12 protein-coding genes and 1 pseudogene are annotated in these 15650 nt (G+C 66.1%); 2 read left to right on the top strand and 11 right to left on the bottom strand.

Annotated elements, in window-relative coordinates; genetic code table 11:
- Nucleotides 1–120: 120 nt before the first annotated feature.
- Together ACX80K_RS13965 and ACX80K_RS13960 are read right to left on the bottom strand one after the other, a co-directional pair.
- Nucleotides 121–1128, bottom strand: a complete 1008-nt coding sequence (locus ACX80K_RS13965) for a sugar phosphate isomerase/epimerase family protein (protein ID WP_459272495.1) — start codon at nucleotides 1126–1128, stop codon at nucleotides 121–123.
- Between the two features lie 252 nt (nucleotides 1129–1380).
- A complete protein-coding gene (locus tag ACX80K_RS13960; RefSeq protein WP_459272494.1) occupies nucleotides 1381–2802 on the bottom strand; it encodes a sugar porter family MFS transporter in 1422 nt (473 codons plus the stop codon).
- 422 nt (nucleotides 2803–3224) lie between these two features.
- Between ACX80K_RS13960 and ACX80K_RS13955 the strand changes: the two genes are divergently transcribed.
- Both ACX80K_RS13955 and iolB read left to right on the top strand, forming a co-directional pair.
- On the top strand, nucleotides 3225–3980 hold the full coding sequence (locus ACX80K_RS13955; protein WP_459272493.1) for a GntR family transcriptional regulator: 756 nt from the start codon (nucleotides 3225–3227) through the stop codon (nucleotides 3978–3980).
- Nucleotides 3981–4011: 31 nt separating this feature from the next.
- On the top strand, nucleotides 4012–4902 hold the full coding sequence (gene iolB / locus ACX80K_RS13950; RefSeq protein ID WP_459272492.1) for a 5-deoxy-glucuronate isomerase: 891 nt from the start codon (nucleotides 4012–4014) through the stop codon (nucleotides 4900–4902).
- 68 nt (nucleotides 4903–4970) lie between these two features.
- Here the strand turns inward: iolB and ACX80K_RS13945 are convergent, their stop codons facing one another.
- The 9 genes and pseudogenes from ACX80K_RS13945 to ACX80K_RS13905 form a co-directional block, all read right to left on the bottom strand.
- Nucleotides 4971–6392 carry a sugar porter family MFS transporter gene (locus tag ACX80K_RS13945; RefSeq protein ID WP_459272491.1) on the bottom strand — a complete coding sequence of 474 codons (1422 nt, stop codon included), beginning with the start codon at nucleotides 6390–6392 and terminating at the stop codon, nucleotides 4971–4973.
- Between the two features lie 43 nt (nucleotides 6393–6435).
- Nucleotides 6436–7311 carry a sugar phosphate isomerase/epimerase family protein gene (locus ACX80K_RS13940; RefSeq protein ID WP_459272490.1) on the bottom strand — a complete coding sequence of 292 codons (876 nt, stop codon included), beginning with the start codon at nucleotides 7309–7311 and terminating at the stop codon, nucleotides 6436–6438.
- A 71-nt stretch (nucleotides 7312–7382) separates the two neighbouring features.
- Entirely contained in the window at nucleotides 7383–8396 is a 1014-nt protein-coding gene (locus ACX80K_RS13935) for a Gfo/Idh/MocA family protein (protein WP_459272489.1), read from the bottom strand.
- A 27-nt stretch (nucleotides 8397–8423) separates the two neighbouring features.
- Nucleotides 8424–9341, bottom strand: coding sequence for a sugar phosphate isomerase/epimerase family protein (locus tag ACX80K_RS13930; protein WP_459272487.1), 918 nt, complete (start codon nucleotides 9339–9341; stop codon nucleotides 8424–8426).
- Nucleotides 9342–9525: 184 nt separating this feature from the next.
- Nucleotides 9526–11016: pseudogene (locus tag ACX80K_RS13925) on the bottom strand (CoA-acylating methylmalonate-semialdehyde dehydrogenase); the annotation flags it as partial.
- A 14-nt stretch (nucleotides 11017–11030) separates the two neighbouring features.
- Complete coding sequence (gene iolD, locus ACX80K_RS13920) at nucleotides 11031–12959, bottom strand: 3D-(3,5/4)-trihydroxycyclohexane-1,2-dione acylhydrolase (decyclizing) (RefSeq protein WP_459272486.1); 1929 nt, start codon at nucleotides 12957–12959, stop codon at nucleotides 11031–11033.
- A 14-nt stretch (nucleotides 12960–12973) separates the two neighbouring features.
- Nucleotides 12974–13903 carry a Cgl0159 family (beta/alpha)8-fold protein gene (locus ACX80K_RS13915; RefSeq protein WP_459272485.1) on the bottom strand — a complete coding sequence of 310 codons (930 nt, stop codon included), beginning with the start codon at nucleotides 13901–13903 and terminating at the stop codon, nucleotides 12974–12976.
- The gene (iolC, locus tag ACX80K_RS13910; protein WP_459272484.1) at nucleotides 13900–14886 is read right to left on the bottom strand and encodes a 5-dehydro-2-deoxygluconokinase; all 987 of its coding nucleotides are present in this window, start codon (nucleotides 14884–14886) and stop codon (nucleotides 13900–13902) included. The genes ACX80K_RS13915 and iolC overlap by 4 nt, the downstream gene beginning before the upstream one ends.
- 94 nt (nucleotides 14887–14980) lie before the next feature.
- Nucleotides 14981–15385, bottom strand: a complete 405-nt coding sequence (locus tag ACX80K_RS13905) for a tautomerase family protein (protein WP_459272483.1) — start codon at nucleotides 15383–15385, stop codon at nucleotides 14981–14983.
- Nucleotides 15386–15650: the final 265 nt, after the last annotated feature.

Raw genomic sequence — 15650 nt, 5'->3', positions numbered from 1 at the left:
GTGTTTTTGTTGTGTTGGTTGCTCTTTGCGCCGGTTTTTTTCTTCTTGTGTTTCTTTTTGGTTCCTTCTCGCCTTTTTCCCCACCAAGGGCTGCACCGAACCTCCCGTGCGCAGCCAGTCCTACACGGCGATGGTGAGAGCCGCGTCGGCCTCACGGAGGACCTTGGCGGCCACTTTCAGGCCCTCGATGCGGCCGAGCTCGACGTCCTCGTGCTCGATGTTGACGAGCATCTCCGGATCCACCTCGTGGAGTGCACGCAGGAACTCCGTCCAATAGGCGACGTCATGACCCTTTCCGAGGGCGACGAAGTCCCAGGCGGCGTCCTTGGGCCATTCATTGACCCACTCGTTCTCGCCGAGGTTGGTGCGGCTTTCCTCGGGCGACAACCGGCGGAACCTGTTGTCGAGCACGCCGTAGAGCGAGGCGGCCCTGGGGTTGATCCGGACGTCCTTCGCCGCAGCCTGGAAGACCAGCGGCCCGAGCTCACGGATGACTGCGACGGGATCCATCTGCTGCCAGAACAGGTGCGATGCGTCGAGCTCGACCCCGATGTGGGTAGCCCCGGTGAGCTCCACGAGCCTGTGGACGTCGGCGGGATTGAAGACGAGATTCTGCGGGTGTAGCTCCAGGGCGACCCTGACATCCAACTCCCGGGCCAGGTGGTCGATCTCCTTCCAGAACGGGGCGGCTATGGACCACTGGTGGTCCAGGACATCCAGCGCGGCCGAATTCCAGGCGTTCACGACCCAGTTGGGCACAGTGGCACCGATCTCACCGCCCGGCAGGCCCGACATGGTGATCACGCGCTTCTGGCCCAGCCGGTGCGCCAGGCGGATGGAGCGCCGGATGTCCTCAGCGTGCTTGTCGCCGATGAGACGGTTCGGGTGGAGTGGATTCCCGTTGCAGTTGAGGCCGGCAATGGACACCCCTGTGCCGTCGAAGATGGCGAGGTAGTCATCACGGGCCGTGTCGCTCTGGAGAATCTGGTCGAAGGTGGGGATGTGGACAGGGGGGAGGAAACCTCCGGAGTTGAGTTCGATTCCTGTGAGGCCGAGGTCGGCGATGACAGTCAGCGCCTCACTGAGTGGCCTGTCATGCAGGATCGCGTTGTAGACGCCGAGCTTCATGGGAAACCGTCTTTCGGATGGTGGGCTGTCATTGAAGGCAACCGGACTTCAGAGGCACCACGTCGACCTTGCCCTACCGGTTCCGGGATTGAACCGGAAGGGTATCGGCGTGTCCGATCGAGGTGCAGGTGCGTTCGAGGCTGCGCTCCCAGAGCAAGTCGAAAGAATGATCTCGTCGACTTCGGCTGGGAGCGCAACGACTGGATGGGAAGGCCGAGGATCGGTTCTGATCCCCACTCCGCGTCGAGAGTGCTAGGACACCCGTGCGGCCTCGCCCTCGGTGCGGAACCGGGTTTCGAGGTCCTCCAGGGAATGTCCCTTCGTCTCCGGCACGAACTTGCGGACGAAGAGGAGCGAGACGATGTTCACGGCCACGAAAAGTGAGAAGGTTCCCGTCGACCCGAGGTTCTCGTTCACGATCGGGAACAGGAAGGAGATGGCCGCATTGACGGTCCAGAGGGCGAAGACTGCCAGGCCCATGGCGAAGCCGCGGATGGCCATGGGGAAGATCTCCGAGAGGAGGAGCCATACGCAGGTGCCGATGAAGCACTGCACGAAAGCGACGAACAGCATCATGGCGGCCAGGATGATGTAGCTGACAAGATCCGAGGGCGGCAGGAGGAAGACCACTGCCAGGATCGCCTGCGATGCGGCGACGCCTGCGAACCCGATGAGGAGCATGCGTCGGCGGCCGACGAAGCCGAGGAGCCAGATACCGACGATCGTCATGATCACGGATGTCACGCCCACAGCGATGGTTGCGACCAGTGACGCGAGGACGCCGAGGCCGCTCTGCTCGAGGATGGTCGGTGCGTAGTAGTTGACGGTATTGATGCCTGTTGCCTGCTGGATGATCGCCAGCCCGATGCCCGTCCAGAGCAGACGCCGCATCCACGGATTCTCCTTCAAGTCACGCCATACCTGGCCGCGCTCTCTGCGGGCGACCGCAGACGCGTCGACGATCTCCTGGTACTCACGCTCGGCTTCCTGGGGGCTGCGGCTCTTGTCGAGGATCCTGCGGGTGTCATCGAGCTTTCCGCGCAGCGCGTACCAGCGAGGGGATTCCGGCAGGAGCAGCATGCCGACGAGCAGTGCGATCGCCGGCACGGATGCCACGCCCAGCATGAGGCGCCAGACCTGCGGGTCGTCCAGGACCGCGTCGAGGAGCGCGTTGATGGCGAAGGCGAGCATCTGACCGGTGACGATCATCAGCTCGTTGATGGTCACCATCCGCCCGCGCAGGTGGGTCGGCGCCATCTCCGCGAGGTAGAGCGGGCAGGTGACGGCTGCCGCGCCGACACCCAGTCCCAGGACGATGCGAGCCACGATCATGAAGGTGACCGTGGGAGCGAAGGCGCAGCCGAGCGCTCCGATGAGGAACAGGACGGCGCAGACGAGCAGTGTTCCCCGTCGTCCGATCCGGTCTGCGAGGCGGCCGCCGGCGAGTGCGCCGAGCGCTGCGCCCGGGAACAGGAGGGAACTCACGACCGAGGCTTCTTCGACGGCGTTCATGTCCAGGGAATCGTTCATGTAGAGCAGGGCACCGGAGATGACGCCGGTGTCGTACCCGAAGAGGAGGCCGCCCAGCGTCGAGATGGCGGTGAGGCGGATCAGGTATCCCCGGTGGGCGCCGCTGTCGGCAACGGCCGGGGGTTTCGGAAGACGCAACGACATTGTGGTCTCGTTTCAGAAGTAGGTGCCGGAAGCGCGCCGGCGAGAGGAACTCACACGCTGAAGAAGCTCGGAGCCGCATCCCGGAGGAAGTGACTCGATGTGCCTGTGCTCCACAGCGGGAGCGGATCAAGGCGATGCGGTGAGGACGGGCCAGTGGATCCTCACTGTGCCGTAGCTCACACGATTCACTGTAGGTTCCTGGCTGACATTCGGTCAATAGTTTAACCGAATGTTAGGACAAACATTTTGAAGGCGGCAAGCCCTCTCGAGGCGGTCACCCGGGACACATCTGCGAGGCGACGCGCGGTCGGCACTGACGCGGGCGCCCTCCTGTGGGGTATCGTCTGAGGGACATTGTCCGGTTAAAGGACCGGGTTCCGCGACCTTCGGGTCCGGCGCCTGCGGCCTTCAAGGGACCGGACGTGCCGAGCAACAAGGGGCTGAGTACGTTGCGTCTAGAGATCGATCGGTCCTCGCCGGTCCCCCTGTACCACCAGGTGGCACAGGGAATCGAAGCCGCCATCCGTAGTGGGAAGCTCGCGCCCGGCAGCAAGCTGGACAACGAGATCTCCCTCGCTGCAGAGCTGAGCCTGTCCCGGCCGACGATGCGGAAGGCCATGGACGAACTCGTCCGCTCCGGACTGCTCGTGCGGAAACGCGGTGTCGGGACGCAGGTGGTCGCCAGCCAGGTCAAACGACACCTCGAGCTCTCGAGCCTGTTCGACGACCTGCAGACGTCGGGCAAGAAACCGACCAGCAGGATCCTTTCGTTCTCCCACATCGCAGCAGATGAGGCCGTACGGGACATGCTGAACCTGGATCCCGGAGCCCGGGTGTACCACCTGGTGCGCCTGCGTCTGATGGAGGGAAAACCCCTCGCGCTCATGGAGAACTGGGTTCGTGACGACGTGGCGGACCTGGACGAGCGCACGCTGACCGAGCGCGGGCTGTACGAGGTGCTTCGTGCTGCCGGGATCAACTTCCGTCTCGCGCAGCAGCGGATCGGCGCGCGGACCTGCAACGACTACGAAGCGGATCTCCTCGGCGTGCAGCCGGGGTCGGCCCTGGTCACGATGGACCGCACCGCTGTCGATGACATCGGGCGGAACATCGAGGTGGGCCACCACGTGTACCGCGCAGATTCCTACAGCTTCGAGATGACACTGGTCAACCGCTAGACACCTACCGGCGACACGCAAAGGACATGCCATGACGGAATGGGTTTATCCCCTGGGCACAGCAGCAGAGGGTGCATGGGATGTGGCACTGGGGACCGCAGGTTCAACGGCCGTCGAGGGTTGGAAGCACACGGGTCTCCGGGTAGCCACGTTGGCCTCCGGTGCGACGATCGATCTGCCGGCGGCGGATGAGGAACGGATCGTCGTGCCCCTCGGCGGCGCCTTCCAGGTCACGGTGCAGGGTGAGGAGTACCAGCTCGAGGGCCGCAGCACGGTCTTCGCCGGGCCCTCCGACGTCCTGTACTCGGGCGTCGGGAAGCCCGTCAGCATCACCTCTGCAGCGGGCGGCCGGGTGGCTGTCGCGACAGCTCCGGCGCGGGCGGAGTACCCGGTACGGCTCATCGCCGCCGCGGACATCCCCGTCGAGCTGCGTGGGGCGGGTAACTGCTCCCGCCAGGTCCACAACTTCGGGACACCGGCGGCGCTGGAAGCCGACCGCTTCATCGTGTGCGAGGTCCTCACCCCTGCAGGGAACTGGTCCTCCTACCCACCTCACAAGCACGACGAGGAAAAAGACGGAGAAACGAACCTCGAGGAGATCTACTATTTCGAGACCCGTCGCTCCCCCGGCCCGGGTCCCGAGGGGGCAGGCGATCCGATCGGCTACCAGCGCGTCTACGCCTCCGACGAGCGGCCCATCGACGTCGCGGCGGAGGTACGCACAGGCGACGTCGTCCTGGTGCCCTACGGCTGGCACGGACCGGCCATGGCGGCGCCCGGGTACGACCTCTACTACCTCAACGTGATGGCCGGTCCAGGACCGGTGCGGGAATGGTTGATCAGCGATGATCCTCACCACGGCTGGGTCCGCTCCACCTGGGACGATCAGCCGGTTGACCCCCGGTTGCCGTTCACCGCGTAACTGCTTCAGGAGGAGGAAGGGCCCGTCCGAATGTGCTGGACGGGCCCTTCCTCTGGCTGAAGCGCGGATCAGGCGTCGACTTGCCCCTTGAATTCCTGCTCGAGTTCCTCGAGCGACTTGTTGCGCGTCTCGGGGATGAACTTGTAGGCGAAGAGGATCGCCCCGACACCCAGTACCGCGAAGACGAAGAACGTGTTCGAGATGCTGATGGCGCTGACCAGGATGGGGAAGCTGAAACTGACGGCGAAGTTGACCATCCAGAGGACGAACACGGAGATTCCCATGCCCATGCCGCGGATCCTGAGCGGGAAGATCTCCGAGAGCATCAGCCAGGTCACCGGGGAGATGGCGCCCTGCTGGAAGGCCAGGAAGGTGACCGTGAACGCGAGGATCACGAAGCCGCGGGCGGTCCCCTCGGGCAGGATCAGCGAGAAGATACCGATGGCCGCGAGGGCCGTCGTCGTCCCGAGCTGGCCGACCATCAGCATGGGCCGGCGGCCCACCCGGCCGAGGAGCCAGATGCCCAGGAAGGTCGCGGCGACGGAGATCACACCGTTGGCGATGTTCGCCGTCAGTGCCGCCTGGGCGCCGAAGCCCGCGTCGGTGAGGATCTGGGTGCCGTAGTACATGATCGAGTTGACGCCGGTGATCTGCTGGATCACCGCGAGACCCAGTCCCACGACGAAGACACGCTTGAGCCACGGCTCGCTCAGGTCCTTGAACGTGCCCATCTTGGCCTTGTAGTCCTCGACGGCGAGGCGTTGCACTTCCTCGAACTCCTGGCGCGCCGCTTCCCTCTCGCGGATCTGCTGCAGCACGGACAGCGTCGCACCGAAGTTGCCGGTGGAGGCGAGCCATCGCGGGCTTTCCGGCACGAAGTTCATGCCGATCCACAAACCGATCGCTGGGATGGTGGCGATGACCAGCATCCACCGCCACACGCCGTCCGATTCCCCGAAGGTGTTGCCGATGGCCGCATTGGTGGTGAAGGCGATCAGCTGTCCGGTGACGATCATCAGTTCGTTCCGCGTCACCATCTGGCCGCGTCGCGCAGCAGGTGAGAGTTCCGCGAGGTAGATCGGGACCATGACCGACGCCCCACCGACCGCCAACCCCAGCACGAGGCGTGAGGCGACCATGACGACCACGTTCGGGGCGAAGGACGCACCCAGTGTTCCGACGAGGAAGATCATGGCCAGGACGATGATCATGCGCTTGCGCCCGTAGCGGTCCGCGAGGCGGCCACCGGTCACGGCGCCGAACGCCGCACCGAACACCAGCGAGCTGGCGACCAGCCCTTCGGTGAACGGCGTCAGCCCGAGATCCTCCTCCATGAAGGGCAGGGCCCCGTTGATGACACCTGTGTCGAAGCCGAAGAGCAGGCCGCCCAGGGTCGCGATCCAGGTCACGCGGCGCAGGAACTTGTCCTGGCTGCCCTTCGGCGCGTCCGCGGCCGGAGTCGCCGGCCCGGAGACGGACGAGGACGTCATGGTGTCACCCCTGTCGTGTGTCCAGGAGCCCCGGCGAGCCCGGTCATGACCGGGTCCGCTCGATCGACGCGGCGATGGTGGCGAGCTGGTCGCGGGAGACATCCTCGGCCCGCTCGTTCTCGGCGAAGACGCTCGACACGGCGACGGTGTCGTCGCGGTCGTAGAAGCCCGTCCTGCCGAGCTCGGTGAAGAACACGTCCCAGTCGACGTCGCCATCACCGATCCGGAGATGCTGGTGGACCCTGACGGCGTTCCCGGGCGGGTTGGTGATGTATCGCAGCCCGTGAGAGGCGGTGTGGTCCATCGTGTCCGAGATGTGCACCAGGCGGAGTTTGTCGCCGGCGGCCCGCATGATCTCCTGCGTGGAGTGGCCCATGTGGAAGGTGTGGGACGCGACGAAGACGAAGCCGATGTTGTCCGAGTTCAGTCCGCGGATCACGCGCAGCGCCTCGAGCCCGTCCTCCACGAAGTCGTCCGGGTGCGGGTCGATCCGCACGTCGATGCCCTCCCGTTCGATGATGGGCAGCAGCTCCTCCATGGAGCGGTAGAACGCGTCCTCCGACTTCTCGGCCTGCTCAGGGCGTCCCGAGAACTCGGTGTTCATGACGTCGACCCCGAGGCCGACGGTGAGCTCGATGGCGCGCTTCCACTTACGGACCGCGGCCTGGCGCTGCTCCTCATCGGGGGAGGCCCACCGGAGCACGGGCAGCACCGAGGCGATGCCGACACCTGCGTCGCCGCAGGCCTTCTTGAGGTCCGCCACGAGACCGTCGTCGGCCTTGGGGTGGCGGAAGAACGGGAGGAAATCGGGGTGCGGGGTGAGCTGGAAGTGCTCGTAGCCGAGATCCGCCACCAGGCGCGGGAAGTCGAGTAGCCGGTGCGTCGCATGGAAGGGGGTGGGGTCGAGTGCGATCTTCATTGAGTCTCCAAGGTCTGATGGACAGGCGCAGCACGCGGTCCCGGGACGCGGTGCCCGGGACCGCCGCCACGTCAGCTGTAGATGCCGGGCTTCTGCTCCAGCTTCACGGTCGCGCGGCCGCCGGTCCGCTGCGCCTCGACGCCGGCCTCGCAGCACGCGGCCGTGGCGTAGCCGTCCCAGGCGGAGGGCCCGCCCAGACCACCGGTGATCGCCGCGTCGACCCAGGCCTGCACCTCGACGTCGTAGGCCGCACCGAAGCGCTCCTCGAAGCCGGGGGTGACCGCGCCGCCCCACCTGCCGGCGCTGCGGACGTACGCTCCGGTGTCGCCGCCGATGTCGACGATGCCGTCCTCGAAGGACGCCTGCGTGGTGACCTGGTACCCGAACTTCGCGTTGACGAAGATCTCGACATCCGCGAGGACACCGGACTCCGTCTCGAGGAGGACGTGCTGGGGGTCGTGCTGGCCCTCGGGGGCGTTCCTCGTCGCCTTGCCCATCCGCACCTGCACGGAGGTGATCTCCTCCCCGGTCAGGAACCGGATGGCATCGAACTCATGGACGACGGAATCGTTGATGATCATCTCGTTCGTGAAACCGGCATTGGTCTGCGGGTTGCGGTGCGCACAGTGCAGCATCAGCAACTCCCCCAGCTCGCCGGAGCGCACGAGGTCACCGAGATGCTGGTACTGCGCGTCGAAGCGGCGCATGAAACCGACCTGGATGCGTGGGTGGCCCAGCTCCACTTCGGCCTCGATGATGCGCCAGGACGACTCGGCATCCGGGGTGAGCGGCTTCTCGCACAGGATCGGCAGATCCAAGGCGATGGCCTTGAGCAGGATCTCCTCGTGGAGGAAGCCCGGGGTGGCGATGAGGACGGCGTCGACGTTCGGGTGGTCCAGGGCCTCGTCGGCACTGGTGAGGGCGATGGCGCCGTCGATGCCTGCGACTGCTGCCTCCGCGCGTGCAAGGTCGACGTCGACGACGGCGGCGACGCGGGCACCGGTGATGTGCCGGTGGATGCGGTCGATGTGGTCCGCGCCCATGCGCCCGGCACCGATCACTGCTATCCCAAGTGTGGTGGTCATGATGAGGTCTGCTTTCTGTTCTGGGGGTCAGCGGACGCGGGTACGGGAGCCGCAGGAGAGGAGGTAGTCGCGCGTCCTCGTGGCCACCGGGAGCGGCACGTCGAAGGCGACCGGGTACATGTCCTGCTCGACGATGCCGAAGACGGGCCGGTCCAGCGCCTCGACCGCTTCGATCACGGCGCGCAGGTCCGGCAGCCCACGAGGGGGCTCGGTCATGACGCCGGCGAGGTTCGCCGCCGCCCAGGTCATGTTCTCCGCATTGACCTTCGCCAGGATGTCCGGGTTGATCTGCTTGAGGTGCAGGTACCCGATCCGGTCGGGGTGTTCCTGGATGAGTTTCAGGCTGGAGGCGCCGCAGTATTCGGCATGGCCGGTGTCCAGGCACAGGTTCAGCAGTGCGGGGTCGGTGTTCGCGAGCAGCTTCTCGATGTCGTGCTGCGCGCCGACGTGGGAGTCGGCATGGGAGTGGAACTGCTGGTGCAGCCCGAAGTCCTCCAGGAGGACCTTCCCCAGACGGTTGTGGCCCTCGAAGAGGTCACTCCACTGCCGGTCGTCGAGTGTGCCCGATTCGACCGGTTCGCCGGTGACGTCGTCGCGCCACATCGCGGGGATGACGACGATGTGCCTGCCGCCCATCGCGGCGGTCAGTTCCGCCACGTCACGGGCCGGTTTCCACGCCGTGTCCCACTGATCGAGTCCTCGATGGAACCCGGTGAAGACCGTCCCGGCGGAGATGGTCAGGTCGCGCTGCCGGAGTTCGTCAGCGAGGCGGATCGGGTCGGTGGGCAGGTACCCGTAGGGGCCCAGTTCGATGCAGGAATAGCCGGCTTCGACGACCTCGTCCAGGAATCGCTGCCACGGTGTCTGCTGCGGGTCGTCGGGGAACCAGACCCCCCACGAGTCGGGGGCCGTACCGATGATGATCTTGTTCTCCACGTCAGTCATAACGGCACTGCTTTCTTTCTGGTCTGATGCATCAGTGATTCGGCTCGGCAGTATGGGGTCAGTCACGCTGGCTCCGCCCCGTGGTGCCGTCGTCTGCCCGGCCCGGAACTGCCTCGTCGCCTTGCCCCACCTGGTCAGGGAGTTCTTCCACGATCCCGTCCTGACGCACCGTGTGGTCGTCGGCGTGGGAGGGGAAGTTGAATGAAGCGCCGGAGGCTGCAGATGGCTCGGGCCAGCGCGAGGTGATGACCTTGCCGCGGGTGTAGAACGAGACCCCTTCAGGTCCATAGATGTGCTTGTCACCGAAGAGCGAGGCCTTCCAACCGCCGAAGGAGTGGTAGGCAACGGGTACGGGCAACGGCACGTTGATACCGATCATGCCGACGGTCACGGACCGCTGGAAGGTACGCGCGTGGGCGCCGGATGAGGTGAAGATGGCGGTGCCGTTGCCGTAGGGGTTGGCGTTGATGAGCTTGATGCCGTCTTCCAGGCTGTCCACCCGAACCACGACGAGGACGGGTCCGAAGATCTCCTCGGTGTAGGCGGTCATCTCGGTCCGGACATGGTCGATCACTGTGGGTCCGACCCAGAAGCCTTCCTCGTGACCGGGGATGACGAGGTCGCGTCCGTCGACCACCATGGCCGCGCCCGCTGCTTCTGCTTCTGTGACGATCGTCTTGATCCGGTCCCTGGAGGCGGGCGTGATGACCGGGCCCATCTCCGATTCTGGGGCGGTGCCGTTGCCGACCGTCACCGCCAGGGCGCGCTCTTCGACGTTCTTCACCAGCAGGTCGGCGGCATCGCCGACGGCGACGGCGACCGAGATCGCCATGCATCGTTCGCCGGCGGAACCGAAAGCAGCTGCAGCCAGATGATCGGCAGCGTTGTCGAGGTCGGCGTCGGGCATCACGATGGCGTGGTTCTTCGCCCCGCCCAGGGCCTGGACCCGCTTGCCGTGCGCGGTCGCGGTTTCGTGAACGTACTTCGCGATCGGCGTGGAGCCGACGAAGGAGATGCCGTCCACATCGGGGTGCGTCAGCAGCCCGGTGACGGTTTCCTTGTCCCCGTGCAGGACCTGGAAGACGCCGTCGGGCAGGCCCGCGTCCTTCCATAGGCGGGTCAGGAGCATGGACGCAGAAGGGTCTCGCTCGGAGGGCTTGAGGATGAACGCGTTACCGGTGGCGATGGCCATGGGTGCCATCCACAGGGGCACCATGACCGGGAAGTTGAAGGGCGTGATGCCTGCGACAACGCCGAGGGGTTCCCGGAAGGAGAACACATCGATCCCGGTGGAAACCTGATCCGAATAGTCACCTTTGAGCAGCTGCGGGATGCCGCACGCGAACTCGACGACCTCGAGCCCGCGGCCGATCTCACCCTTGGCGTCGGAGAGGACCTTGCCGTGCTCGGCGGTGATCAGCCGGGCCAGCTCGTCAATATGGGAGGAGACGAGTTCGCGGAACTTGAACAGCACTGCGGTGCGCTTCGCCAGGGAGATGTCACCCCAGGTATCAGCCGCAGTACGGGCCGCTGCTACGGCGGCTTCCAGGTCGTCGCGGTTGGCCAACCGTAGCTCGCCGCTGACCGCTCCCGTTGCCGGGTTGTACACGGACTGGGTGCGGTCGCCGGAACCGGCCGTTTCGGCGCCGTCGATGAAGTGGTTGATGGTGTTCATGGTGTTTCCTCGTTTCAGCCGAGCAGCGGTCGCTGACGGTCCTTGTGGTGTGAATAGGTGATGAAAGCGGTCCGCGTCGAGTCCAGGTCGGAGACAGCAGTGACCGGAACGTCCCACCACGACTCCGACGACGGGGCATCCAGCAGCGGATCCGACTCGACGTAGACGAGTACGGGGCCGCCGTCCTCGGGAGCAGCCTTCGCCCGGCGCACCGCGTCCCCGAGATCGGCGATCACGGTTTCGCCGGGCTGAACCCGGAAGACCGTGACGCCCAGGCTCTCTGCATTCGTCGCAAGATCGATGGGTAGCCGTTCGCCCTCGTCGAAGCTGTGCTGGTCGTTGTCCAGGTAGCGGTACTGGGTCCCGTAACGCTGCGAGCCCAGGGACTCGGACAGCGATCCGATCGAGGCGTACCCGTGGTTCTGGATGAGCACCACGATGAGTTTGATGCGCTCGGCGACTGCCGTCACCAATTCGGTGTGCATCATCAGGTAGGAGCCGTCCCCGACCATGACGACGACGTCCCGCTGCGCTCCGCCGGCCGCTCGCTCGGCGAGGGTCGCTCGCTTCACGCCCAGGCCGCCCGCGATCTCGTAGCCCATGCAGGAGAACGCGTACTCGACGTGATAGCCGTGGGTGTCCTGGATGCGCCACATCTTGTGGAGGTCCCCGGGAAGGGAACCCGCGGCGCAGACGACGACGTCGGAAGCGTCCATCGCCCGGTTGGTTGCACCGATGATCTCGTTCTGCGACGGCCGGGGTGTGTGGCGTTCGTCGAACGCTGCATCGACGGTCCGGTCCCACCGCTTCTTCTCCGCCGTGACCTGGGCGAGGAGGTCACTGCCCACCCGGTGCCCACCCAGGGCCTGTGTCAGCCTGATCAGCGTTTTGCGGGCATCGGCGACGATCGGCAGGGCGGTTCCGTGCTTGTAGGCATCGATGGCCGCGATGTTGACGTTGATGAACCGGACCGACGGATTCTGGAACGCGGTACGGGAGGCGGTGGTGAAGTCCTCGTAGCGCGTGCCGATCCCGATGATCAGGTCCGCCTGGGCGGCCAGGGCGTTGGCCGCCGTCGTTCCCGTGGAGCCGATAGCGCCCAGGCACAGGGCGTGATCCCACGGGAGGGAACCGACGCCCGCCTGGGTGTACCCGACGGGGATGCCCGTGGCCTCGGCGAAAGCGCGCAGTTCCTCGGCGGCGAAGGAGTACAGCACTCCCCCACCGGCGATGATGAGCGGACGCTTCGCAGCGGCGATGGCGGACGCAGCGCGTCGGATGTCCTCCTCCTCGGGCTCGGGACGGCGGATCCGCCACTCACGCTCCTCGAGGAATTCGACCGGCACATCGATGCTCTCGGCCTGCACGTCCTGCGGCAGGGCGATCGTGACCGCTCCCGTTTCGGCAGGATCGGTGAGGACCCGAAGCCCGTTGAGCAGGGCGGAGTACAGCTGTTCGGGACGGGAGACGCGGTCGAAGTACTTCGACAGCGGCCGGAAGGCGTCATTGACCGAGATGTCGTAGGCCTCGGGGCGTTCGAGCTGCTGCAGGACCGGGTCGGCGGCCCGGGTCGCGAAGATATCGCTGGGCAGCAGCAATGCCGGCAGCCGGTTCGTTGTCGCCAATGCGGCTCCCGTGAGCATGTTCGTCGACCCCGGGCCCACCGAGGCACTGACCGCGAACGTGGCGCGGCGCCGCGTGTGGCGGGCGTAGCCGACGGCCTGGTGGACCTGCGCCTGCTCGTTGCGGCCCTGGTAGTAAGGCATTATCGACGGGTCTGCCGCCTGGGCCTGCTTCAGGGCCTGCCCGACGCCGGCGACGTTCCCATGCCCGAAGATCCCGAACATGCCAGGAATCAGTCGCTCACGGTATTCCTCTACACCGACCCGGTCGACCGTGTACTGGCGACTGAGGAACTCGACGACGGCCTGGGCCACACTCATCCTGCGCGTTCGCATCAGCTGACACCCGCCGACCCGTGCGCGGCGACCGGCCTGGCCAGGAGTGACGCGGCGGTCCGGACGGCCGCCTCGACGTTTCCGTCCTGCGGGTAGAGCAGGGTGCGGCCGACGGTCAACCCCTGAACGCCCGGCAGACGCAGGGCCGCCTGCCAGGTGGCGAAGATGTCGTCGGGGGCGCCTGTCGGGTCGCCGCCCAGCAGCACGGTCGGGAGGGTCGTCGACGCCATCACCCGCTCCATGTCGTCCACGACGGGCAGCTTCATCCACGTGTAGGCGCTGCTGCCACCGAGGGCCTCGGCGATGACGACGGACTTGATGACTGCGTCAGCACTGAGGTCGTTGCGGACACGGCCCTCGTCCCACACCGAGAGGAAGGGCTCGACCATGGCGATGAGCTGGTGCTCGGCGAGGCTGTCGATGGCCCGTGCCGTCGCCTCGAGGACGGAGGCGGTCGCCGGGTCGCCCAGGCAGATGCGGGTCAGCATCTTCCCGCCGGTGGCACCGAGGGCCTTGAGTGCCGGGGCGGTGTGCCCGGTGAACCGGTCGTCGATCTCGTTGACCAGCCCGGCCAGCCCGCCGCGGTTCATCGAACCGAAGACGAGCTTGCCGTCCAGCGCTCCCAGGAGCAGCAGATCATCGAGGACGTCGGGGGAGGCCAGGATGCCGTCCACCGCAGGATTCGCCAGCGCGATCAGGAGCCTGTCGAGGAGTTCCCTGCGGTCCCCCATCGCGGTGGCATTGCCGCGCACCGACAGTGCCCCGCGGGCGGGATGGTCGGCGGCGACGATGAAGTTCTGCGCTCCCGCGGTCAGGCCCGGGTGCGGCTTGCGCGTAGCCGCGGCCCGGGCGATGGCCTGGGGGTCCTCGAGCCGTATCGCGGTGAGGTGCTCGTAGCGTGCCGGGTTGGGGGCATCGAAAGTGTTCACAGGGAGACCTCTTCAGGGAGAGCACGGCCGCGCTCGGCCAGCAGGGCGAACACCTCCGTTGATGTGGGCATGGCGTCTGCGCATGACAGGCGGGAAGCGACGATGGCGCCGGCCGCGTTGGCGAAGTCGAGGATCTGCTGCAATGGCCAGCCTGCGAGCAGTCCGTGGCAGAAAGCGCCTCCGAAGGAGTCCCCCGCACCCAACCCGTTGAGGGTCTCGACGGGAACGGGAGCGGAGACGACGCGTTCCGTGACCGTCTTCGCCATCACTCCCTCGGGTCCGAGCTTGACGACGGCGATCCTGACGCCGGCGGCCAGAAGACGGTCGGCCTGTTCATCGGGGGTTCCTTCGCCGACGGCGACCGCGCATTCCTGATCGTTCCCGATGGCGATGGTGACATGGCGGAGGATGCCCTTGACCTGCTCACGCGCTTTCTCCTCCGAGTCCCAGAACATGGGGCGGTAATCGAGGTCGAGGATCGTGTGCTGTCCGTCCTGCAGGCCCGTGACGGGGCGTGCTTCGAAGGCGGCGATATGAGCGCTTCGGCTCGGCTCCTGCGAGAGTCCCGTGACGGTCGACCAGTAGATCCTGGCGTCGTGCACGGCGGTCACCGGGACCTCCTCGGCCGAGATCTGCAGATCCGGTGCGGTCGGGGTGCGGTAGAAGTACAGCGGGAAGTCATGCGGCGGCTTGATGGCGCAGAAGGTGACGGGTGTCGGGAGGTTCTCGACGGCGCTCACGTAGCGGTCGTCCACCCCGAAACGGTCCAGCTGCTGATGAAGGTAGGTGCCGAAGGGGTCGGGCCCGGTGCGCGTGATGACGGCGGTCCTTCGACCGTGGGTTGCAGCGGCAACGGCGACGTTCGTGGGCGAGCCGCCCAGGTACTTGCCGAAGGACGTGACGTCCTCCAGGTCCACGCCGATGTCGTTCGGGTAGATGTCGACGCTGATGCGCCCCATCGTCAGTACTTCGTGAGTCTCCATCGACCCTGACCTTTCAGTTCCGTGCTCGATGCGCCTGGTGGATCACTGCGCCTGGGGTTTGTCCGAACATTTGAGGATGAGCGGGAATGCCTCTTCATCGCTTGGGGACGACGAGTTCCCCGTTCATGTACTGGCTCCGCCCGAAGCCGAAGGACCAGTCACCGGGGCCGTTCTCGACGTAGCCGATGAAGACGTTCACGCCCTCGACGCCGATCTCTTCGAGGGCGGCTGCGATACGGGCGAACAGGGCGCTCTTGGCCTCCTGCGTGCGTCCGCCCTGCGTGAAGATCTGGATCATCACGACGTCGTCGGTGCGTTCGAAGCCGAGTCCTGCGTCCTGCGCCCGGATCTCGCCTTCGCCGTGCTGCGTGAGGATGTGGAACAGGTCGCGTTCGGGTATCCGGTACTCGGCCAGGATGGCGGCATGGATCGCGTCGCTGATCTGGCGGACCTGATCCCCGGATCGTCCCTGGTTGATGTCTATGCGTACAAGCGGCATGCTTCCTCCTTGAAGTTTGTCCTAACATACTCCTGGCAGCGTTCGAGGGCAACGCCGAGACGCGACGTGTTTTCGGGTGCAGAAGCTGCCGAAGGGTGCGGCCTCACCACGGTGGAAGCCGGCGGATACGGAGGACGCCCAGGTTGCCGCCCCCTGGGGCGGAGCCGACTCGACGCCACTTCTCAACCGCCCGGCGGGGAGGAGGAACACGCAGGGAACGGAACTATCTGAGCATCCGGACTGCCGCTGGCGACCCCGACTTGAG

This window comes from Arthrobacter sorbitolis (assembly GCF_054510995.1).
This window is presented reverse-complemented; position numbering and strand designations above follow the sequence as displayed.

Coding starts and splice junctions, on each gene's coding strand:
- iolD (WP_459272486.1), bottom strand. CDS start 12,959: ATGAGTGTGGCCCAGGCCGTCGTCGAGTTCCTCAGTCGCCAGTACACG.
- iolC (WP_459272484.1), bottom strand. CDS start 14,886: ATGGAGACTCACGAAGTACTGACGATGGGGCGCATCAGCGTCGACATC.
- ACX80K_RS13960 (WP_459272494.1), bottom strand. CDS start 2,802: ATGTCGTTGCGTCTTCCGAAACCCCCGGCCGTTGCCGACAGCGGCGCC.
- ACX80K_RS13935 (WP_459272489.1), bottom strand. CDS start 8,396: ATGACCACCACACTTGGGATAGCAGTGATCGGTGCCGGGCGCATGGGC.
- ACX80K_RS13930 (WP_459272487.1), bottom strand. CDS start 9,341: ATGACTGACGTGGAGAACAAGATCATCATCGGTACGGCCCCCGACTCG.
- iolB (WP_459272492.1), top strand. CDS start 4,012: ATGACGGAATGGGTTTATCCCCTGGGCACAGCAGCAGAGGGTGCATGG.
- ACX80K_RS13945 (WP_459272491.1), bottom strand. CDS start 6,392: ATGACGTCCTCGTCCGTCTCCGGGCCGGCGACTCCGGCCGCGGACGCG.
- ACX80K_RS13965 (WP_459272495.1), bottom strand. CDS start 1,128: ATGAAGCTCGGCGTCTACAACGCGATCCTGCATGACAGGCCACTCAGT.
- ACX80K_RS13905 (WP_459272483.1), bottom strand. CDS start 15,385: ATGCCGCTTGTACGCATAGACATCAACCAGGGACGATCCGGGGATCAG.
- ACX80K_RS13940 (WP_459272490.1), bottom strand. CDS start 7,311: ATGAAGATCGCACTCGACCCCACCCCCTTCCATGCGACGCACCGGCTA.